The sequence below is a fragment of the Methylobacterium sp. D48H genome (assembly GCF_053345715.1).
This window is the reverse complement of sequence record NZ_JBKFAP010000018.1, coordinates 1-19,879: the sequence shown is the minus strand read 5'-3', so window position 1 is coordinate 19,879 and position 19,879 is coordinate 1. Positions and strand designations below refer to the sequence as shown.

Here is a 19,879-nt window from a genome sequence, read left to right as displayed (position 1 = left end):
CCGGAGCGGTCATGGCGCGGACTCCTGCCGCGCCGCCTGGACAAGGCGGTCGCCGTCCTCGCGCAGGAGCAGGCGATCCCGAACCAGCGCGTCCACGGACTTGAGCACGGCAGCCAGGTAGGCATTCGGATCCGGGTAGCGCTCCTCCAGCGAGGGCCGCGGATCCCCGTTGGCCTCCCGCTCCGCCCGGGTCCGGGCGAACGGAAGCTGGCTCCCCTCCCGGTCGCAGAGGGCCCCCGCCGGGAAGGGATCGGCGTAGAGATTCCAGCCCGTGAAGGTCGCGCGCGGTGCGGCGACGGCCGGCAGGCGAATGCCTGCCACGTCGTTGCCATCCGCGTCGACGCGGGGCACGAGCGGCCGGTACTGCGGCCCGCTCTCGGGCTTGGGATCGACGTAGGTGCTGAAGCGGGCGATCGTGTTCGGGGCGGTCGGGACCGGCACACCGACGATGAAGGGATAGCCGGCCTCGGCCGGCTCCACCAGCGTGCCGTCCGACAGGCGCGGGATCCGGCTGTCGGGCGGGGGCGTGCCGAGCGTCACCCAGTCCTCGAGTGCGACGAGAAGCGCCCGGAGGGCAGGCGCCGGATTGAGGGTGCTGCGCATGTTGGCGCAGGGGCCTCTGCTCGAGGTCAGTCCGGCGCGCCCGTAGTGGAAGCCGCTCGAGACCAAGTAGACGCGTGTCGTGTCGGGCAAGGCCAGGTCGGTGCGGCCCAGGGGATCCGTCGCCAGCAGCGAGGCACCCTTCTGCCAGTACTCGGTGGCGGTGTTCACCTCGATCAGCAGCGGGTCGAAGCCGTCGTCGCGCAGCAGCGCGCCGGTCCGTCCCGTCACCGGGTCGTGCTGAGCCGCCGCGGAGAACGGGAAGGCATTCTCCGGATAGAGATGGTCCTCGTGCTGCGTGTTGGTGCGGGACGGTTGGCCGAAGCGCGCGTTCAGGAAGACGCCGCCGATCCCCGCGATGTGCGACAGCACGCCGTCGAAGACCCGGCGCCCGGCCTCGTCGCGATTGAAGCCCTGGGCGATGAAGTCGCGCAGGTACCGCCCGCTCTGGGAGATGCCGAGCGCGACCGCGTGCCGGATCGCTCCGCCCGCCGGGTTGGCGCCACCGGCGGCATCGCCGCGCAGGTAGGCGACCACGTCGCGCGTCGCGGCGAAGCCGATGCCGAGCACCTTCGGCTCGGTGGCGCGGTAGGTGAACTGGTAGATCGAGCCCGGCAGCGGCTTCGTTCCCTTGGGCAGGAGCTCGAGTTGCCGCGGCGTCGCGTAGTGCCACGCCTCCTCCGGAACCGGCCGAGGCGGGTCGGCCTCCCGGCGGCGCACGGTCAGCTGCGTGCCGGCCTTGTCCTGGCTGGCCGCCTTGAAGGTGAGATAGAAGGGCGCCTCCGGCGGCCCGCGCGTCGCGCTCACGAGTTCGTCGCGCACGATCTCCACGATCGGCTTGCCGCTCCTGGAGGCGACCGGCACGTCGATGGCCATGCCGCCCTGCTGGCGCAGCGCGTCCGCCTCCCAGCCCGACCAGACGATCGTGTCGCCGCGACGCAGGACGAGGCCGGTTCCGGCGTCGACGGCGTTGCGCGGATCGTTGACGGCCTGGGCCCCTTGGGCCGGCGCGTCCAGCACCCAGTTGAAGAGGAACTTGCGGCCGCGATTCAGCACCTCGAACAGCAGCGTACCGCTGCCGCGGGCGGGGTCCTTCGGGCGCAGGATGAACAGGTCGGTCCTGTATTCGACCATGCCGCGCGCGTTGCGCGGCGCCAGCGCGATGTCGACGATGCCGGCATTGGCCGGATCTGCCGGATCGAGCTCGCCGCGGGCGGCACCGATGACCCGCTCGTACGCGCCGGCAGGTCCGAATTCAGCGCCGTCGGCGAACGGCTCGACGGTGACGACCTCGATCTGGGTGATGCGCGCCTGGGTCGGCGTGACGCCGAGCGCGCAGCCGAGCGCGCCGGCAAGAACCCAACCGGTCCGCATGGTCCCCCCTCCCGCGCGGCTCGTTCTCCTGGCCGGCCGTGTCAGCAAACACAGTTGGAACGGGCCGTCGAGCGCGCTGCCCGCGAAGGCATTGCGTTCCCGGACCGCCTGTCAGCCGGTCTCGGGAGGCCCCCGGGCGGGCAAGGCGAGCATCCGCGAGGGGCAGCCTAGCGAGGCGCGAAGATCGTCACGTTGCTGTTGATCTGGTAGGCGGCCGTCGGCTTCGTGTTGACCAACCGCAGATAGATCGGGCTCTCGCCGAGGATCGCGCCGAACGCCCGTGTCACCTTGAGCGGGAAGCAGCGTGCCAGCACAGCGGATGCCGCCTCCTCGTAGCGACGGTGCGCGTCCTGGTCGCCGACCAGTCGCCGCGCGGTGGTGAGCGGCTTGCCCCGGATGGCACCCGTCTTGTCGAGGCCGAACCGGTAGGCAATCAGGGATCCCTCCGTGCCGGGCGGCACCGTCCAGCACGCGGCCATCGCCTCGCGGAACTCAGCCCAGTTGTTGACGGGCGCGACCTGAGAGTCCGTCCGAGAAGTCAGGCTGAGCGGGCCAGTCGCCTGACGAGGATCATGACGGCTGCCGCGTAGAGGAATGCTCTGGCCGAGGCGAGAGTCGCCTCTGGGTCCTTCCAGAGGCGGCGATTGCGGCTGATCCAGGCGAAGAACCGTTCGACCACCCAGCGGCGTGGATGCACGGCAAAGCCGACTTGATGGGGCGGCTTGCGCACGATCTCGACCGTGATGATCGTGGCGGTCGCCGGTCTGTTGCCGGCATAGCCTGCATCGGCGAAGGCTTTGGCGATGAACGGGAAGGTCCGACGCGACAGGCGCAGCACCGGCACGGCTCCGTCGCGGTCCTGGACGTCGGCAGGCTGAGGATCGAGGACGAGCGCGCCCGTCCATGTCGACCAGCGCTTGGCGCTTGCGCCCCTTGACCCTCTTGCCGGCATCGTAGCCGCGCGGGCCGCCGCTCTCCGTCGTCTTGATGCTTTGGCTGTCGAGGACCGCGGCAGACGGTGAGGCTTCCCGTCCGACTCGTTCGCGATCGGCCATGACCAGGTGGTGGTTGATCCGGCCAAACAGCCCTGTGTCGCGCCAGCGGCTGAAGTAGCCGAACGTGGTCGAGCGCGGCGGTAGATCCTTGGGTATCAACCGCCAGGAGATCCCACCCCTCAGAACGTAGAAGATGGCGTTCAGGACCTCCCGTGTCGTCCAGAGCGGAGGCCGGCCACAGGGCGCTGGCCTCGGCATCAGTGGCTCGATCACCGCCCACTCGGCGTCGGTCAGGTCGGTTTCATAGCGAAGGCCCACGCGGCTATGCTGCCGCCGGGTGGTCGGGGTCCACATGGCGCTTCCAGGTCAGGCTTCAGCACCCTCCTGGAATCATCGCCATCCCGGCCACTCAACCCCGCCTCAGACCCTTACCGGACGGGCTCTGAGATCGCGCCGGCAGATCTGACAGAACAGAGACGGCTGCTGCGAGCAGCAGCGTGGCAAACGGTTTTGCCAAGGGCACCTCCGCGATGACCGCCGTATCTCCGAAGTATTCTGCTCGAACAGGGCCGCGATCTCGTTGCCGCGGCTTCAGGTCATCGCCGACAGGGGAGGATGTGCCGTCGACCCCGATGCCAGTGACCCGGGCCGATCCCGGGGCATGCTCGACGTCGCGGATCCACCATCGACGCGCCCGGATTTGCTCACTGACGCGGTGCCGGCGCGGGATTCTGCGGCGACGCCCCCGGCTGTGCGGGTGCCTGCGGGATCGAGTTCTGAGGCGGAGGCGGCGGCTGCTGACCGGTGCTGGCCGGAGCCTGATCGTTCTGCAGGGTCTGGTTCGCCTGAGTCTGGATCTTGTCGGCCGTCTGCTGGCTGATGACTCCGTAGGAGACCGCAGCGGCGAGCGCGACGGCGATAACGGCTCCGATGATGGTCTTGGTCAGCTTGGGCGGCATCGTTGCGTCCTCCACGATCAAAGTCAGTCCGACGGCGGCTCCCGGTCAGATGACATAGGCGGCAACCGTGCCTGAGGTAGTTCCCCGGCCCGGATCAGCAGCCGCCCGGCCTCTGAGATCGGGGGGTCTGCCGGGATCGGAGCCGTCGGGCCCGAAATGCGGCCGGTGCCCGGGCTGGTGAGGGAAGGCGCGTCGCCGCGGCGATCAGGGCGGACTACCCGAGGGAGAAGGATCTCCAGCGCGCGCCGGCGCCGTCGGAACCCGACCCTGCCACCGGGTTGCAATCGGTTAAAGAACGGTTAAGCTTCTACGTAGGTAATACGGGGGAGCGGTCATGAAACCAATCTATCCGCAGCGTGAGGACGGTCTGCGTGTCCCGCAATCGACCGCGATCACAGTTTTCCCTCAGCACGAAGACGAGATCCTCCAGGAACAGATGCGGCGGCAGCACAATGCGCGTGCCCGCCACCGTTCGGCGCGCCGCCATCTCGCTGCGCGGGCCCATAGCTGAGGGCACGGCCATGCTCGAACCATTGCTCTTCATCGGCCTCATCATCGCCGCTGTGGCCGCCGCGACCCGACTCGGGATCGCCGCCGCGGCACCGATGGCGCCGTCGCGCCTCGACGCGTGGGACGGACGCGCCGACGCGGACGCCTGAATCGGCAGCGTCCTCCCGACAGCACCGTCGTCGCGCCCGCGGACGGGCGGGCTGGACTCCAGGCGTCGCCGAGCGCCGCGCCCGTCTTCCCGGATTGTCGGGTCCCCGCCGCGGAGGCTTACGGGGGCGGCGCGTCGGAGACCGTGGCGGTGTCGCCTGAGACACCGTTCGTCGCCTATGAGCCAGTCGATCCGTCGGCAATCCCTACCGACGCGAAGGCCTTCGTCACCGCCGAGCGGGACGGCGGCAAACTGACGGCGCTCCGGGCCGGCGGGGGCGAGGACGGCCTCACCCCGGCATGTAGCCGACGATGTGGCCGGCGGCGGTCGGTCGCCGCGCGGCCATGGCGTCGCGGCGCATCCCGGAGGCGTGCCGGCGATCGCGCGTGGCGCTGTGGATCGCTCACCGAGAACGGCGTCTCAACTGATTTGGTGCAATCCAACGCAATAATCGAAGCAATAACGGCGCAATCCAGCTTGGCCATATGACCGTCCTGGGACAGCCGATCCACGGCTGCACGGATGAGGCAACCACCGATGGCCACCAAGATGATGACCAAGGGCATGACCGTCACCGACCACATCGTGGCTTGGTCGATGCTGACTGGCTTGGCGCTCGCCGTCCTCCAGCTCGCCCTGACCGCGGCGCTGCCGACGCACTTCGTCTGATCCGCCGAGAGTGATGCCTGCAGGGAGGGGTGTGGGGATGGCTCGGGTTCGGGATAGGCGGAGTGTCGGCAGCGTGGCGCTGCGACGCCTGTTGACCGCGGTGTTCCTGGTGGCTGCCGTCATGAAGTTCGCCGCTGTGCCGTTCGAGGTCGAGGGCTTCGTCCGCTTCGGCTACCCGCTGTGGTTCATGGACGTGGTCGGCGCCCTGCAACTCCTCGGCGCGGTGCTCCTCTGGACGCCCGGTTGCGTCGCCCTCGGCGCCGGTCTTCTCGCCGTGCTCATGGCCGGCGCGGTCGGCAGCCATCTCCTCGCGGGCGACCCCGTTCTGATGCCGCTTCCCGCCCTCGTGCTTCTCATCCTGCTGGGCGGCGTCGCTCACGCGCGCCGGTCCGAGCTTCTGCCGTCCACGGAGATGCGGCAGGCCTGACCGTTCCGACAGGGCGGATTCGGCCATTCACATCCGCGCGGGGGCGCAGTGGGGGCTCGTCGGTTCGAGCCTTGACCGGCGAGGCCGCGAGCGGAGTGACGGGCACGCGGCAGTCCGGACACCACGCCCGGCCGCCGCGGTTCGGTGCCGGCGACGTGGAAATCGTCCCCGGGCGCCGATCGATCTGCGGCGACGGTCACGCATGTCTGCCGTGCCGACACGGGTGTGGCGACCATCGCGAACCGCCGTTAAGCCCTCCGGCCCTACCGGCGACGCGGTACATGCGCCGGGCCTGGCCCATCGGGACCCCCATGAGAAAGTTGCTCGCGTTCGCCGTGGCCGTCGTCGTGTGCGCGGGTCCCGCGCTCGCCCTGGCCGATCAGCCGGCTCGGGATTGCGACCGGGACCCCGAGACGACGGGCGCGTTGCCCGGTGATCCCCGCAGTCTGTACCTGCCTGGCGAGCGACCGGTGAAGGCCGACCGAGACCCGCCAGAGGCCAGCTGGCAGGACGAGGCCCGAGAGACGTCCGAGCAGCGCAGGCGCGATCTCCTCGCCTGCGGCGTGGACTGAGGCGGGTGGCCGATCACCGCGACGGAAGGATCGGCGGCGTCAGCGTCAGCCTGGGACATCTTCGGTTCCCCGCCGGTGACGATCCCCTAACCGGGCCCAGGCACCGTGATGGCGGGCCGCGTTGCGTATCGGCTCACGGGTGGTGACACCGGACGCTCCCCCGCCCCGTGACGGGATCGGTGGCGCAGGACGGCCGAAGCTGGGGGGGCACGCATGAGGGACGAGCCGGACCAGACGCTCTCGGACGAGGAGCTGGACCGTCTGGCGCGCGAGCTGTTCGCCGAGGTCCGCGGCGAGTACTCGGAAGCGAAAGTGGAGCGGGCCCTGAAGACCGCCGGTGAGGTCGCCGGGGAAGTGCTTCCCGGGATACCGGACTGGCTGCTCGACGGTAGCGACGACGCCAGCGCCGGCGACAGCGGGACCTGAACCTCGCCGTGATGCGGCCCGTCGTCGACGGCGCGGCTCTCCCGCGCCGGCGCACGCTGGGCTGGCCACCGTCAATGCGGCACGGACCCTACGCCCCGCGTCGCCAGCACAGCCCCCAGCGCGCCGGCCAGCCCCTCCGGTGTGAACGGTTTGCGCAGGTAGCGAGCGCCCATCGGCATCTGCTCCTCGGCGGGCCAAGCCACACCCGACACGATCAGGATCGCCAGTTCGGGCCAGCGCGCCGCGACGGCTTTGGCCAGGGTGAAGCCACTCAAGGGCTCGCCTGCCAAGTCCACGTCCGCGACCATGGCCACAAGTTCGGGACGGGCCGCCAGATGAGCCTGGGCGGCTTCGACAGTGGCGGCCTCCGCGACTTCGTATCCCGCGTCGCGAAGGGCCGCAGCCGCATCCATGAGCTGCACGGGATTGTCCTCGACAATCAGAACAGCGCGTTGCGACGCGACGGCGTCTGCCATCCTGGATCTCCACACTTCGTCGCCGCAGTAACGCAGTTGATCCCGATTGCGTCCCACACAAACCTGTCCGATGGGGACCGGGTTCGGGGCGATCACGCGCCGAACCCCTCGCACCGAGAGCGCCGGGTGCCGCGGAACCTGCCCGGCCTCCTGGCGGAACGGCACTGCAGGCGCCTGACCAATCCGGTATCGCTCACCGACACGTCACCGCGGCGATCTTCCGTGAAGCGAGGGCGCCTGCCCGGCGCCCGCAGGGATCGGACTCTTCGCGTGGTTGTCGGCGCGCTAGACCCGGATCTCCTCGATGGCGAGTCCACCGGCCCGGAGATGGTCGGGGATGTCGGAATGATCGTAATACCCCGCCTCGTGGGCCATGGCGTCGAGGGCAGCGAGCGGGTCAGGCGCCGAGCCCGTCCAGAGGATGGCGCCCGTCACCTCGTGCCGGATCTGAAACACCTTCACCGCAAGCCTCCCATGTTCAACGGCCGCGCAAGCGTAGCGTGAGTTCCGGGATCCGGAGCCTACCTACATCGGTCAGGATCCGGGTGCCCGGATTCGCTGCCGCGGCGTGGCGCATCTGCAGGGCTCCGCGGTCCGGGGCGGGTGACGTTCGCCCGAGGTCACGTCATCTTCCTCCTGCGCATCGCCATGAGCTCGGCTTCGAGCCCGTAGCGACCTTCGGAACACAGGCGGACGAGCTGCCTGAAGTAGCCGCCTGGGTTCTTGATGCGGATCTCACCCCGGCGCACGTCGTCGTCGTGGAGCTGCGCGACGATCAGCACGAGCACCGAGGCCCGGAACGGACCGAGGGCTTCGCAAGCCTCGCTCCAGGCCGACGGATGCGCGCCGATCCCGCCCCGCATCAGCCGGCCGATCTCGATGACATCCGCTTCCGTTCTGAGGGTGACGCCGAATTCGGCAGCGACAGGGCAAGCAGCCGCGACGAGTGACGGTTCGGGCCTACGGGTCGGCTCAGGCTCCTTCTCGGGAGCCTTTGCACAAGGATCGGTAGGAGATCCGGTGTTTTGTTCTATGTGGCGGCCGGAGTTGCCGGCAGAGGCGGCTTGATAGAAACGATCCTCCGCCATGACTTGCAGTTCTCCCCAGGCATCGAGGACGACGTCAGGACCCGCGCCGGAAGCACGTCTCCTCGGCGTGCTGCGCTCCAAGGTCTCCTGCGCCGCGAGCAGATCGGCGGCATCCGTCGCCGGGAAGCGGGCGCGCAGGGCGGCGAGGGCCTCCGACACCGCGCGGCGACGAACGGTCAGGAGATCGAACGCGCGGCTTCGCTGAGCGTCCCTCGCGGTGGCTTCCATGATCGCGGTCGCCCATTCTCCCTTCCGGGCGACGATGGGAGTCAGGTCGAAACCGTACGCGTCGATGACGGCGCCGCCCGGCCCGCGGATGGCGAAACGCTTGCCGTTCGCGCTGTCCCGAGGTGTGATGACCTCCAGGGCCACCAGGTCGCGCAGGCCGTAGCGGAGCGCGCGCTCCGACAGCCCGGTCATCCCGCACAGGTGCTCGTTCGAGGGCCACACCACCAAGCGTTCCCAATCCTGCTCACCCCACACGGCGCAGAGCGCCGAGAGGATCGAACGCAGGGCAGGGCGCAGGTTCAGGGCCTTGGCCGCGTCCCGGCCCGCGGCCGAGAGCTCCCTGCGCGAGACCGTCCGCCCGTCTTCGAGCGCACGTCTCCGGCCGGCGAGCGCGGCGCGCGTGAGCGGCCGGCCACCGGAATGAACTGTCTCCACCTCGTCCGCCTCCTCTCAGGAGGCAAAGCGGGACCGTTCACCCCGAAGGGTGTTCTTGACGACGGCCTGGGGGAGGGGGCATAAAGGGGGTGCGAATCGCCTGTCGCGCCCCATCCCAGGGTATGTCAGGTCCAAAGGCCTCGAGGTTCCCGCCTCGGGGCCTTCTGCTTTGCCCGTTACATCATGCCGACTTCTCCTCGAAGGCAGACGCGAGCGCCCACTCGATCGCCTCGGTACGGCTCCTGAACCGACCGTTCTGGATCGCCTGGTCGATGACGGCCTTGACCGACGGCTTCAGCCACACGTTCTGCTGGGTCATGCCCTTCTGCTTCAGAGCCTCCCTGCGACGTGTCTGACGGCGCGTGTCCGCCGCCTTCAGCTCAGCCAGCCGTTCCTCTGCGGTCATCGGTCCCCGCCCGATTCTGCCAACGTGACTGTTCATGTGGACCGATTCTGCAAAGTGAGTCCAGCGGCGACCCGGATTCGTACGGGGATGGGTGAGTTTGTTAAGGGCGACCTGTTCCGCAGCGGCACCGGAGACCGCGCCGAGAGTCTCCGCGGCGAGGATGCCTGACGCGGCACTGCCCGATGGTCGGTGACGCCACGGCCGACCTTCGTGCGACACGGGCGGCGCGTGGAGGCGGAGCGTCCGTCGAGGTGCTTGGGGATGATCTCTGGCTCGGACCGGGACGAGCGGCCTGCTGCGGCGGCAGCGACCGGGACGGGCCCGAACCTTGCCGAAGCGCGGACTGAACCGCGGCGGTGTCCATCGACGATGGCGGCCGCGTGGTGCAGTCGATGCTCGCGACACGCTCGTGCGACTTGAAGCGCGATGGGGGAGGGCGTCCCGCTGCGGTTTCGCGGTCGCGATAGGGGCCGAGACGGCTTTGCCGGCCTGCGCCTGGCCTTTCCCCGGCCTTCGAGCGTGTCGCGCGCCCCACCTCGTCTCTCTGCCCGGGCTATCCGTCCGACAAGGATGGTCGAGCCGTCGAGGTTCGACACCGGCCAGGACGGCGGGGGACCGTTCCCAGGTCGTCGCCCGTCGGGACTCGCCCCAGAGCGGAGCGCGGATGGGCACCTGTCTCAACCATGCAGGGGCCGTCGAGCGTAGAAAATCCGCCCTCGGTCAGGATGCCCGTCTCAGGCGAGATGCGCGACGAGCAAGGCCCGGGCGCGGCTCACCCGGCTCTTCACGGTCCCGGTCTGACAGCCCATCACCTCCGCGGCAGCCTCGTAGGTCAGGCCTTGGGCCCCCACGAGGAGCAGGGCCTCACGCTGCAGTTCCGGCAGCTTGCCGATATGGGACCAGACGATCTGCAGATCGGACCCGTGCTCCTGGGCTGCGGGCGCCGTGAGCTGCGCCGCGGCGGCACCGTTCACGTCCTCGATCTCGCGCTTTCGCTTGCGGCACTCGGTGTAGAACTGGTTGCGCAGGATGGTGCAGAGCCACGCCTTCAGGTTGGAACCTGGGATGAACAGGTCCTGGCGCGCCCAGGCTCGGAGCACAGTCTCCTGGACCAGATCGTCGGCGCGCGAGGCATCGCCGACGAGCGAGAGGGCGAAGGCGCGCAGGCCGGGCAGCGTTTCGGTCAGGCCCTCGCGAAACGCGGTGGCATCGTCCTGGCGCAGCCCCTCCAGCGCTGCATCGAGCCGCGCGACGAGGTCCAGCAGACGCGGCGGTGTCTGTGCCCGTGTCACGGCCTCGTAGGCGGCGCGCAGCTGCAGGCCGAGATGATCCCGCACACCGGTGGGCAGAATCGCGGGTTCCGGAGGGTCCTGTCGGCTCGGCCGATCGACTCCGCCGTCTTGAGCAACCAGCGTGTCCGTCAACTCACGTCCTCTCAAAGCGCTCGCCGCACGAACCGATCTCCGGCCGCCGTGAATCCCGCCTGACGAACCGGCGATCTGCAGCGGGCCATCCGGCGGGAGTGGCCCGACCACGCGCGTCATCGAGCGTCCACCCCTCCAGATAGGACCCGCCGCCTGACTGTACAGTGAACATCTAACCCCGCAAGCGGCGGATCGTTCTCCGCGGCCTACGCGTTGGGGCACGCTTCCGTCCCTGGGGGGCGGACATGTTGAACCGAGAAGGAGCCGAAGATCATCGCGCGCGCAGGTGAACCCCGACGTGGTCTGAGGCCGAGCGAGGAACAACGGATCGAGGTGAACGAGTCACGTCGGCGAGAGGCGCGCGTTCGCCGTCAGACTGCGAGCTGCGTGGGCGGGGCGGCTGTTGCCGGCCAAGTGAGGATCTATTGGGCAGCGTCGATGCCTCAGAATGTCGAATACTGGATCACGGACAGGCCGGACGGCCACTTCGACGTTGTTGTCAAGCTCGAGTCCGGCAAAATCTTTCGCCGCAGCGGGTGCATCTCGCGGGCCGAGGCCGATACGTGGATCGAGGGATTGCGAATGCTGATGGCGGCGATCGGCGCGCCCGTATCGGCCGCCGACGTGACGTCTGACGACCCATCACCCCTCGGATCACAGACGGTGGACGGTGCGGACCACTCCACCTCCTGAGCTGCGCGGGCGGTCGACTCCAGGCTGGAGCCGTCCCGCGCGCCTCGCGCATCCGAACGATCCGGGCCCTGAGAGCGTCGACGGCCTACGCCTCGTTGCCATCAGGCTCCGCGCTCCGATCGCCGAACAGGATCTCGTGGGTGATCGGGTCGTAGAAGCGCATCACGTTCCGGACGAACGCTCTCGGCTCGATCGCCAGCGCCTCGGCCCACGCGCGGTACCGATCCGGAGGAATACGACCGCGCCCGGTCTCCAGCTGCGAGATGAAGGTGTAGTAATCCGCACCGACAAGAGCTGCGAGCTGTCGTTGCGACAGGCCGCGCGCCTCCCGCAGTTCCTTCAGATACCGTCCCCCCTCCCGACGCAGCTCCAGCACCTCCTCGGAGTCCAGGCGTTGCTGATGGGCATACACGGGGTTTCACCTTCCTGCCGACCGAAGCCACGCGGCGCGGCGCTTATACAGCAAACACCATATAGCTGGGACGGAGCCGCGCTGTCCAGATGCGCGGCGGCACCCGTCGTCCCCGCGTCCTCCCCGAACGGATCCCGTTGCTTGGCAACTACCTGAATAGCGCTATCATCCTGTAAGGAACGATTTGGAGAATGGCGCCGGATGCCCCACTACCGGTGCATGTCTCTGGATAGCGGCCCATGAAAGTCGAGAATCGCACGTACGATTGCCGCTCGCGGATCTGAGCGCCCGCGGGTCACTGACGCGAGCAGCACGGGAATCTGAGCCACCGGGTATCGCCGATCGTGCCGATCGATCGCAGGAAGAGGGCAGAATGGGCGATCCTTCGCTGCAATCGGCATTGACCATCGGCCTGCGCTCGCTCCGGCCGGTCCTGGCGACCGCCGTGGTGTTCGGGCTCTTCATCAATCTGCTGCTGTTCGTCAGCCCGCTCTACATGCTCCAGATCTACGACCGCGTGATCCCCAGCCGGAGTGAGACGACCCTGGCGGGGATCACGCTGATCGCGGCGTTCGGCCTGGCCGTCTACGCGATGCTGGAGTTGCTGCGCGCCCGCCTCCTGGTGCGCGGCGGTGTGGTGTTCGATCAGAAAATCGCCACGCCGATCTTCGATGCCGCCCATCGCGGCACCTTGCTCAGGCCCGGCGCGCAGCACGATACGGCGCTGCGCGACGTGGACGTCCTGCGGGAGTTCCTGACCGGCGCCGGCATGCTGGCGTTCTGCGATCTGCCCTGGATTCCGATCTTCCTGCTCGCCTGCTTCATCCTCCATCCCTGGTTCGGCTGGATGGCGCTGGTGGGCGGCGGCACGATCCTCGGCCTCACGCTGCTCAACGAGGTCGCCACCCGTCGGACGCTCGACGCCGCCAGTCAGGCCTCGCGCGAAGCGGGGCAGAGCGCCGCCACGGTCTTTCGGAATGGGGAGGTGCTGCAGGCCATGGGCATGGTCGCGTCCATGCGCGGGCTCTGGGGGCGCCGCCACGACGACGTCCTGCTCCTCCAGGCGCGGGCCAGCGATCGCGCGGGCCTGATCGTCGCGGCCACGAAGTTCGTCCGCATGCTGCTACAGACCCTGGTGCTGGGCGTCGGCGCGTATCTGGCGATTCACCGCGAGATCTCGGCCGGGTCGATGATCGCCGCGTCCATCATCATCGGCCGCACCCTCGCGCCGATCGAGGCCGTCGTCGGCAACTGGAAGGGCTTCACGGCGGCGCGGGCGAGCTATCGGCGATTGGCCGATCTCGTGGCGGTCGCCGGCTCGGAGACGCGCCGCCTCGTCCTGCCGCGGCCGCGCGGCCTGATCGAGGCCGAAGACATCTCGGTGGCGGCCCCCTGCGCGACGCGCCCCATCCTCAAGGCAGTGAGCGTCCGGCTCGAGCCCGGCAGCGTCGTGGGGATCATCGGCCCGAGTGCCGCCGGCAAATCGACGCTCGTTCGCGCGCTCACCGGGGTCTGGCCCTTGCTGGAAGGCACGGTGCGCATCGACGGGGCCGACCTGAACCACTGGGACAGGGCCCTGCTCGGGCAGCATGTCGGTTATCTGCCTCAGGACGTCGAACTGTTCGACGGGACCGTCGCGCAGAACATCGCGCGCTTCGCCGACCGGGACGACGCGCGCGTCATCGAGGTTGCCCAACGGGCTGGCTGTCACGCGCTCATCCAGTCGCTTCCGGAGGGCTACAATACGGTCATCGGTCGGGGGGGACATGGGCTGTCAGGCGGTCAGCGGCAGCGCATCGCTCTGGCCCGCGCGCTCTACGGCGAGCCGAGCCTGGTCGTGCTCGACGAGCCCAATGCGAGTCTCGACCAGCCCGGCGAGGCGGCGCTGATGCGCGCCGTCGCGGACCTGAAGCGATCCGGGACGACGGTGGTGCTGGTGACCCACAAGGTGAGCCTGCTGGAGGAGGCCGACCGTATCCTGCTCATGAGCGAGGGCCGCGTACAGCTCTCCGGCACGCCCGAGCAGGTCCTCGCTCACGTCACCGGCCAGCGGCCTGTCCCGACCCTGGTGCCGCCCGTCGGCCCCGCGGCATCCCAGAGCCGCCGCGGCTCCGACGAACAGCGGAGCGCGGGATAAGCGATGACCGTCACGCGCGCCGCGATCCCGAGCCCGTCCCCCGTGCGAAGAAGGTCCGATCGGGACCGGTCGGGCTCCGCCGACCTGACGAACTGGCGCGCGTACGCCGTCGCCGGCTACGCGCTCATCGTCGCGACGTTCGGGGTGGTCGGCACCTGGGCCGCCGTCGCGCGCCTCGACCGGGCGGTCATCAGTCCCGGGGTGGTGGTCGCGGAAGGCAGCCGCAAAGTGGTGCAGCATCTCGAAGGCGGCATCGTCCAGGAGGTGCTGGTCCGGGACGGCCAGGCGGTTGGCGCGGGCGACGTCCTGCTACGCATCGATCCCGTGCAATCGCGAGCCAGCAACGATCTGCTCCGCGGCCAGCTCGACGGGGCCCTGATCCTCGAAGCGCGCCTCCGCGCGGAGCAGGGCCAGGCGCAGGATCTGCTCCTGCCGCCGGAGATCGCGGAGCGGCGCGCCGAGCCGGCCGTCGCCGGCCTGATCGACGACCAGGCCAGCCAGCTGTCGGAGCGCCGCGCGTCCTTCCAGGCGCAGCTCGGCCTCATCGAGGCGCGGGTCACGCAGCTGAAGACGGAGATTTCCGGGCTGGCGGTCGAGAAGGCCTCGGGCGAGCAGCAGGTCGCGCTGATCCAGCAGGAGCTGGAGGGCTTGCGCGGCCTCCAGGAGAAGAACCTCATCCCGCTCTCGCGCGTTCTGATGATGGAGCGCGAGCACGCGCGCCTCCGAGGCGTGATCGGACGGTCCGTGGCAGAGACCGCCAAGGCGCAGAACGGCATCAACGAGGCGGGGATGCAGACCGCGCAGCTCAAGCAGAAGCTGCAGGAATCGCTGACCGCGCAGCTCCTCGACACGCGCCAGAAGATCGCTGAACTGCGCGAGAAGCTCATCGTGGCCCGGGATGTTCTCCGTCGGCACGAGGTCCGGGCGTCGCACCAGGGCGTCATCCAGGGATTGAAGGTCTACACGATCGGCCAGGTGGTCCGCTCGGGCGAGCCGTTGATGGAGATCGTTCCGACGAACGACAGGCTCGTGATCAGCGTGCAGTTCGCGCCGAACGATCTCGAGGCGGTTCATGCCGGCATGCGGGCCGAGGTGAAGTTTCCGGCTTTTCAGACGCGCCGCATGTCGGCGATCTTCGGGACGTTGACGATGGTCTCCCGCGACCGCCTGATCGACGACGGCACCAAGCAGGCCTATTTCTCCGGCACCGTGGAGATCGACGACCATCAACTCCCGGACGACGTACGACCACGCCTCCTGGCGGGCCTGCCCGCCGAGGTCGTCGTCTCGGCCGGCGAGCGCACGGCGCTCGACTATCTGGTGGCGCCGTTCTTCGATGCTCTGGGACGCAGTTTCCATGAACGATAGAGTCCGCTTCTCAGTCACTGTGCGGACGTGAGGTCCCGATGGGCGCGGTCATCTCGTTCTTCCGACCCGCAACGACGTGCCAGGGCGGCTGGTCGCAGCAGGAACTCGCGGAATTCTACCGCGTCGAGGCCGCGCTGATCCGAGCCGGCCTGCAGATCGGCAGCGAGCAGGGCCTGAGCGACGAGGCGGATCCCTGGTTCGTCTTCTGCCGGCCGGATGGCGACGCCGTCATGCATTTCGCCAGGATCGACGGCAGCTACGTCATCGCGTCCGATGTCTTGGACAGCCCGATGCGAGGCAGCGACTTCCGCGCCCTCATCAACGAGATCGCCCGACGCTATCCCGAGCTTCTCCCGATCCCGCAGGATGCCCGCGGGACGAAGCTCTCGGTTCACCCGGCGGCGCTGCTCGCGGCTCTCGTCGCGGCTGCGGCCCTGAGCCTGTCGCCCGACGACGCCCGCGCGGATGACGGGGAGCGATCGACCGAGAGCGCGGCGCAGCCCCCTCACGCGGGCCACGCGCAACAGCACGGGCCGTCCGAAGCGCGCGACACGGGCGATGCCGATGAGCGCGACGGCCACCGTAAGCAGGTCGGGCTGATCGTGTTCTCGGCCATGGTCTTCGCCGCGGATGCCCTCGTCGACCACCCCTCACAGGGTATCGAGGCCACATCATACCTCGGCGCGCGGGGCGCCATCAGCGCCGTCCCGGGTGACCAGGGCAGCCTGTCGCCGACGACGGGTGGAGCGGCGAGCCCCGTCCAGTCGGAGGGTCCGCTCGGCACCGGCCGCCACGAAGGTCCCGCGAGCGGCGCGGCCGGTCTCCTAACGGCCGAGTCGGCTGCGGTCGTTTCCGCCCGATCTGACGCCGCCGATTTCGGGCTCATCGGCCTCAGAGACCCGGCCCTCGGCCATGGGCCGACCCGGGCAGGCGCGGAATCCGGATTTCAGCCGCTCGCGCGCGGCGCCGAGGCCAGCGCAGCCCTCGCAGCGGGTTCATCGTCGTCTCCGGATTCCAGATCGGACGGTGGCGCCGCGCCATCGGGGGACGCCGCGGTACGGGAACAGGGAGCCCCGTCGTCGAGCGCGACCGGTGAGGCGCCATCGCTGGCCCAGAGCGTGACCCCGACGACCGGTCACGCGGCATCGGAAGCTCCGCCAGCCCCGGTCAACGGGCTCAATGCCGCCGCACAGCCCGAGTTGAGACACGCGCAGATCCCGGTCGAGGAGCGCTCCGGTAGCCCGGACAACGATCCGCGAACGGGCGTCTCGCCGGAGGCAAGGGGGCGGCACGACGCGGTCGCACATGCGGATCCTTCAGGCATCGGCGCAGGTGCATCCGAACGGGAGTTGCACGGCGCGGCCGGCGACCCCAGTGCAGCATCCGATCCGAGCCCGCGTCCAACAGCGGGCCTCGCGCAGATCCGGGGGGAGGTCACCGATCAGGGCCGCGGTCAAGATGGCGACGGGCCTGGCCGGAGCGCCGATGCGCCAGGCCATCACAAGGACGCGGCGGCCGTTCCACTGGACGTGGCCGGCGGCGCGAGTCCGGATGAACCGCCGGGTCTGGCACAGGCTCAGACAAGCACTTCCGATCCAGGCCCGACGCGGGCCGGCGAAGGTCCCGGCCGGAGTGCCGCTGCGCCGGGCCACCTCCGGGGCTCGGCGCCGCACGCTCAGGACAACGACGGTCAGGGCACGGACACCGGCACGCAATCAGCGCCGCCCTCAGCCACCGTGCAGGCGAGCGGCGCGGTGGCTGCGCACGCTCAGGCCGGCGAAGGCCCCGGCCGGAGCGCCGAGGCACCGGGGCCTCTCCAGGGCCCGGCAGGGCACGCACAGGATGCCGGTAGCCACGGCACGGCGGCCACCGATCCCACCCCCTCAGCTCCGGCAGCCAACCTGCAGATCGAGGCCAGAGCCGCCGAACCGGATCACAGGCAGGCTGGCGAGGGACCGGTTCGGAGCGCGCTGGCGCCGGAACATGTCCAAGACACGGCGCCGCACGCCCGGGATGCCGGCCATCACGGCTCGGCCGCCAACACGGATCCGGTCCAACCATCCGCGAGCGCGCAGACGCAGGCGGATGTTGCTGATCCCGGTCACGCGCGGGCCGGCGCTTCACCTGGCCGGAGCGCCGAGGCGCCGGGACATCTTCACGATACGGCACCACCCGCACAGGATAGCCGCGGTCACGGCTCGGCCACCGACGCGGACCCAGGTCCGCCGTCAGCCGGCACGCAGGCGCGCGCTGCCGATCCAGGCCACGGGCAGGACGATCGAAGCGGCGAGCCGCCCGGGCACCTCCAAGACAATGGACCGCACGCACAGGGTCCCGCCGTTCACAGCGCGGCTTCCGACGCGGACTCCATCGCTCCGTCAGCCAGCGCGCTGGCGGGGGTGAGAGCGGACGATCCAGGCCATACTCAGACCGCCGACGGGCCCGGCCGCAGCGGCGAGGCTGCGGATCACGCCCGAGAGACCGAACCGTATCTGCGGAACTCGGACGGCTCCAACCCGGCAACCGGTGCGAACGCAGGCATCTCGCCGAGCGGCACGCAGGATCGAGCGGTCGAGGCGGATCCCAATCCCGCGAACCTCGACGCGGGCCCGCACCACACAGGTCACGGCACTGCCGTTGCAGCCGCGAACGTCGGCACCCCGGTGGCGTCAGACCAATCGCTCTCGCGCCAGGGATCAGGAGGCTCGACCGGCGTGAGCCGTGATCAAGAACCGCCAGGCGAGCCGAGTCCCCCGACGAGCGGGGGCAGTCACGGTCCGAGACCGGCAGCCAGCATCGGCCCGAACGGCACCATCGAATTCGCGTCCGACAGCAAACCCGGCCCACCGGCCGGACCGAGCCACGCACCGGCGGACAGTGGCGTCCACGGAGACGTCGGCCTGATCGGGGTTTCAGATCACGGCGCCAACGCCCATCACTTCGACCTCCACTCCTGACGGGAAACCGAGGATCCGCGAACGGCAGGCATTCTCGTGAGTTCTCGACGGTGGCGCTCGACCGCCCTGAACTCGACCGGGGAGCGCGAAGCACTCGGACTGACGAAGAGCGGTTCATATCTCGACGCACGCAGTAGAGCGCGCGCGTCGATGATCGGCGTCGCCACATCCAGCACCGCCGCGTCAGAGGACGTGGCCGTAGCCTTTCGTCCTGCGAGAACGCTCCGCGGTTTCACCGGTCAGGATCGATGCGTCGCCTGTCGGGTGCAGCGTTGCCGACATCCGTCGGATCCGCTGTCTCACGCTTGGAGGGCGAGAGGCTGCTCCGCATGATGGTGAATGTCCAGGCTCGAAGATGGCCACGAGGACGAAAGCGATCCTGACACAGCCAAGCCCTGAGCAGCGTCTCTTGAACCAAGTCCTCAGCCTGATCGGCCGTCTTCGCCATCGACCCCGCGAATCGCTTCAGGTCGGGCAGCAACTCCACGAGGGCTGCCCGGAAACGGTCCGCGTCGAACGCCGGATCCCGATCGGCCGCCGCATTGAGATCCCCTGAGTGCGGACGACGCAGATGGATCTTGTCGGGGCCGGACGCGGCAGGCGGACACTCTGGTCCGCCATCAGCCCTGAGGGACGGCGATCCAGCCCTATCACCGGGGACCGACCGTGAGCGCGTGTCCGGATGGCACGGCATGCGATGCTCGATTCCACACTGACCGGAGGCATTGTACAGCAGCATCATAATAGAGGTTTGCTGTACAGCCCTCAAGGCCGCGCCTTCGGCACAGCGCGGTCGTCGGTGCCGGGCGAACGACGACTGGCCGAGGCGTTCGGCACGACCGGTCGGGAAAGGCTCGGAGCAGGCAGATGTCCGGGATCAGTCAGCCCTCGCGCGACGCGGGGAACCGCCTTCGCGGTTGCGCACGATCTCTCGGCTGATTGGGATGGCCGTGCGGCCGATCGAACGCCCATCACCGAAGGTGACGTGGCTCAGAGAACTTGCACGGGGGCGGAGCGACCGATGAGATCCGGCGCCGGCTCTGGCGAGCGTGCGCCGTGTCCGGAGGCCGGATCGGTGTTCGTGGTGAGGGAACGTGTGTGTGTATTGCGATGGGCAGGTCTGGCGGCGACCGACTCTCCCGTGTCTTGAGACACAGTACCATGGGCGCTGGCGTGTTTAACGGCCGAGTTCGAGATGGGATCGGGTTCTGGGCACGCCGCTCAGGCCACCAGACCGGCGCATCGCAACTTTTTTGGCACTCGGCGGCGCAGGGTGCTGCGACGGCGAGTGTTTCGTTCGGCAAGCAGGCAGCGGTGTCGCTGCGGGTCTTCTTGTTTCGTGTGTCTCTGGCTTCGTCAGCCTCTGCGGCTGCCGAACCAGTCCGGACACGGATCACGAGAGCGATCAAGCCAATCGGGCGATTAGTACCGGTCGGCTCAACGCGTCACCGCGCTTGCACCCCCGGCCTATCGACGTGGTCGTCTTCCACGGCCCTCAAGGGAGGTCTCGTTTTAAGGGGGGTTTCCCGCTTAGATGCCTTCAGCGGTTATCCCGTCCGTACATAGCTATGCTGC

20 protein-coding genes, 2 rRNA genes and 1 pseudogene are annotated in these 19,879 nt (G+C 69.3%); 9 read left to right on the top strand and 14 right to left on the bottom strand.

Annotation, left to right across the window (positions count from 1 at the left end; genetic code table 11):
- Positions 1-9: 9 nt before the first annotated feature.
- The 5 genes and pseudogenes from ACLBX8_RS23060 to ACLBX8_RS23040 form a co-directional block, all read right to left on the bottom strand.
- Positions 10-1,974, bottom strand: a complete 1,965-nt coding sequence (locus ACLBX8_RS23060; protein ID WP_447700342.1) for an alpha/beta hydrolase domain-containing protein — start codon at positions 1,972-1,974, stop codon at positions 10-12.
- Positions 1,975-2,141: 167 nt separating this feature from the next.
- Positions 2,142-2,453, bottom strand: coding sequence for a hypothetical protein (locus tag ACLBX8_RS23055; protein ID WP_447700355.1), 312 nt, complete (start codon positions 2,451-2,453; stop codon positions 2,142-2,144).
- 59 nt (positions 2,454-2,512) lie between these two features.
- Complete coding sequence (locus ACLBX8_RS23050) at positions 2,513-2,812, bottom strand: transposase (protein ID WP_447700356.1); 300 nt, start codon at positions 2,810-2,812, stop codon at positions 2,513-2,515.
- A 19-nt stretch (positions 2,813-2,831) separates the two neighbouring features.
- A pseudogene (locus tag ACLBX8_RS23045) lies at positions 2,832-3,227 on the bottom strand (transposase); the annotation flags it as partial.
- A gap of 446 nt (positions 3,228-3,673) precedes the next feature.
- Entirely contained in the window at positions 3,674-3,928 is a 255-nt protein-coding gene (locus ACLBX8_RS23040) for a hypothetical protein (protein ID WP_026605357.1), read from the bottom strand.
- Positions 3,929-4,449: 521 nt separating this feature from the next.
- On the opposite strand from ACLBX8_RS23040, the gene ACLBX8_RS23035 reads away from it, so the two are divergent.
- From ACLBX8_RS23035 to ACLBX8_RS23015, 5 genes are all read left to right on the top strand, one after another.
- Positions 4,450-4,587: a hypothetical protein gene (locus ACLBX8_RS23035; protein ID WP_157861912.1), complete on the top strand. Its 138-nt coding sequence runs from the start codon at positions 4,450-4,452 to the stop codon at positions 4,585-4,587.
- Between the two features lie 536 nt (positions 4,588-5,123).
- Positions 5,124-5,255: a hypothetical protein gene (locus ACLBX8_RS23030; protein ID WP_020095914.1), complete on the top strand. Its 132-nt coding sequence runs from the start codon at positions 5,124-5,126 to the stop codon at positions 5,253-5,255.
- 37 nt (positions 5,256-5,292) lie between these two features.
- A complete protein-coding gene (locus ACLBX8_RS23025; RefSeq protein ID WP_447700344.1) occupies positions 5,293-5,682 on the top strand; it encodes a DoxX family protein in 390 nt (129 codons plus the stop codon).
- A 311-nt stretch (positions 5,683-5,993) separates the two neighbouring features.
- Positions 5,994-6,254: a hypothetical protein gene (locus ACLBX8_RS23020; protein ID WP_026605355.1), complete on the top strand. Its 261-nt coding sequence runs from the start codon at positions 5,994-5,996 to the stop codon at positions 6,252-6,254.
- A gap of 213 nt (positions 6,255-6,467) precedes the next feature.
- Entirely contained in the window at positions 6,468-6,680 is a 213-nt protein-coding gene (locus ACLBX8_RS23015) for a hypothetical protein (protein WP_020095911.1), read from the top strand.
- A gap of 71 nt (positions 6,681-6,751) precedes the next feature.
- Here ACLBX8_RS23015 and ACLBX8_RS23010 read toward each other — a convergent pair whose 3' ends face one another.
- The 5 genes from ACLBX8_RS23010 to ACLBX8_RS22990 all read right to left on the bottom strand — a co-directional run bounded on the left by ACLBX8_RS23010 (position 6,752) and on the right by ACLBX8_RS22990 (position 10,737).
- Entirely contained in the window at positions 6,752-7,156 is a 405-nt protein-coding gene (locus ACLBX8_RS23010) for a response regulator (RefSeq protein WP_447700345.1), read from the bottom strand.
- 285 nt (positions 7,157-7,441) lie between these two features.
- Complete coding sequence (locus tag ACLBX8_RS23005; RefSeq protein WP_020095909.1) at positions 7,442-7,618, bottom strand: hypothetical protein; 177 nt, start codon at positions 7,616-7,618, stop codon at positions 7,442-7,444.
- Between the two features lie 158 nt (positions 7,619-7,776).
- Positions 7,777-8,907: a plasmid replication protein RepC gene (gene repC / locus ACLBX8_RS23000; RefSeq protein ID WP_447700346.1), complete on the bottom strand. Its 1,131-nt coding sequence runs from the start codon at positions 8,905-8,907 to the stop codon at positions 7,777-7,779.
- A 181-nt stretch (positions 8,908-9,088) separates the two neighbouring features.
- Positions 9,089-9,313 (bottom strand): hypothetical protein, encoded by a 225-nt coding sequence (locus tag ACLBX8_RS22995; protein WP_020095907.1) that lies wholly within the window; start codon positions 9,311-9,313, stop codon positions 9,089-9,091.
- A 734-nt stretch (positions 9,314-10,047) separates the two neighbouring features.
- Complete coding sequence (locus tag ACLBX8_RS22990) at positions 10,048-10,737, bottom strand: sigma-70 family RNA polymerase sigma factor (protein ID WP_447700347.1); 690 nt, start codon at positions 10,735-10,737, stop codon at positions 10,048-10,050.
- Between the two features lie 438 nt (positions 10,738-11,175).
- Between ACLBX8_RS22990 and ACLBX8_RS22985 the strand changes: the two genes are divergently transcribed.
- On the top strand, positions 11,176-11,430 hold the full coding sequence (locus tag ACLBX8_RS22985; RefSeq protein ID WP_020095905.1) for a hypothetical protein: 255 nt from the start codon (positions 11,176-11,178) through the stop codon (positions 11,428-11,430).
- Between the two features lie 85 nt (positions 11,431-11,515).
- Here ACLBX8_RS22985 and ACLBX8_RS22980 read toward each other — a convergent pair whose 3' ends face one another.
- On the bottom strand, positions 11,516-11,842 hold the full coding sequence (locus ACLBX8_RS22980) for a helix-turn-helix domain-containing protein (protein WP_447700348.1): 327 nt from the start codon (positions 11,840-11,842) through the stop codon (positions 11,516-11,518).
- A gap of 373 nt (positions 11,843-12,215) precedes the next feature.
- Here ACLBX8_RS22980 and ACLBX8_RS22975 point away from each other — a divergent pair, with 373 nt between their 5' ends.
- From ACLBX8_RS22975 to ACLBX8_RS22965, 3 genes are read left to right on the top strand one after another with little or no spacing between them, the layout of a single operon-like run.
- Entirely contained in the window at positions 12,216-13,979 is a 1,764-nt protein-coding gene (locus ACLBX8_RS22975; protein ID WP_447700357.1) for a type I secretion system permease/ATPase, read from the top strand.
- A gap of 3 nt (positions 13,980-13,982) precedes the next feature.
- Positions 13,983-15,347, top strand: a complete 1,365-nt coding sequence (locus ACLBX8_RS22970) for an HlyD family type I secretion periplasmic adaptor subunit (RefSeq protein WP_447700349.1) — start codon at positions 13,983-13,985, stop codon at positions 15,345-15,347.
- Between the two features lie 38 nt (positions 15,348-15,385).
- Positions 15,386-18,304, top strand: a complete 2,919-nt coding sequence (locus ACLBX8_RS22965; RefSeq protein WP_447715788.1) for a hypothetical protein — start codon at positions 15,386-15,388, stop codon at positions 18,302-18,304.
- A 232-nt stretch (positions 18,305-18,536) separates the two neighbouring features.
- Here ACLBX8_RS22965 and ACLBX8_RS22960 read toward each other — a convergent pair whose 3' ends face one another.
- From ACLBX8_RS22960 to ACLBX8_RS22950, 3 genes are all read right to left on the bottom strand, one after another.
- The gene (locus ACLBX8_RS22960; protein ID WP_447700351.1) at positions 18,537-19,046 is read right to left on the bottom strand and encodes a sigma factor; all 510 of its coding nucleotides are present in this window, start codon (positions 19,044-19,046) and stop codon (positions 18,537-18,539) included.
- A gap of 376 nt (positions 19,047-19,422) precedes the next feature.
- A 5S ribosomal RNA gene (gene rrf / locus ACLBX8_RS22955) occupies positions 19,423-19,538 on the bottom strand.
- Between the two features lie 167 nt (positions 19,539-19,705).
- Positions 19,706-19,879: ribosomal RNA gene (locus ACLBX8_RS22950) — 23S ribosomal RNA — on the bottom strand; the annotation flags it as partial.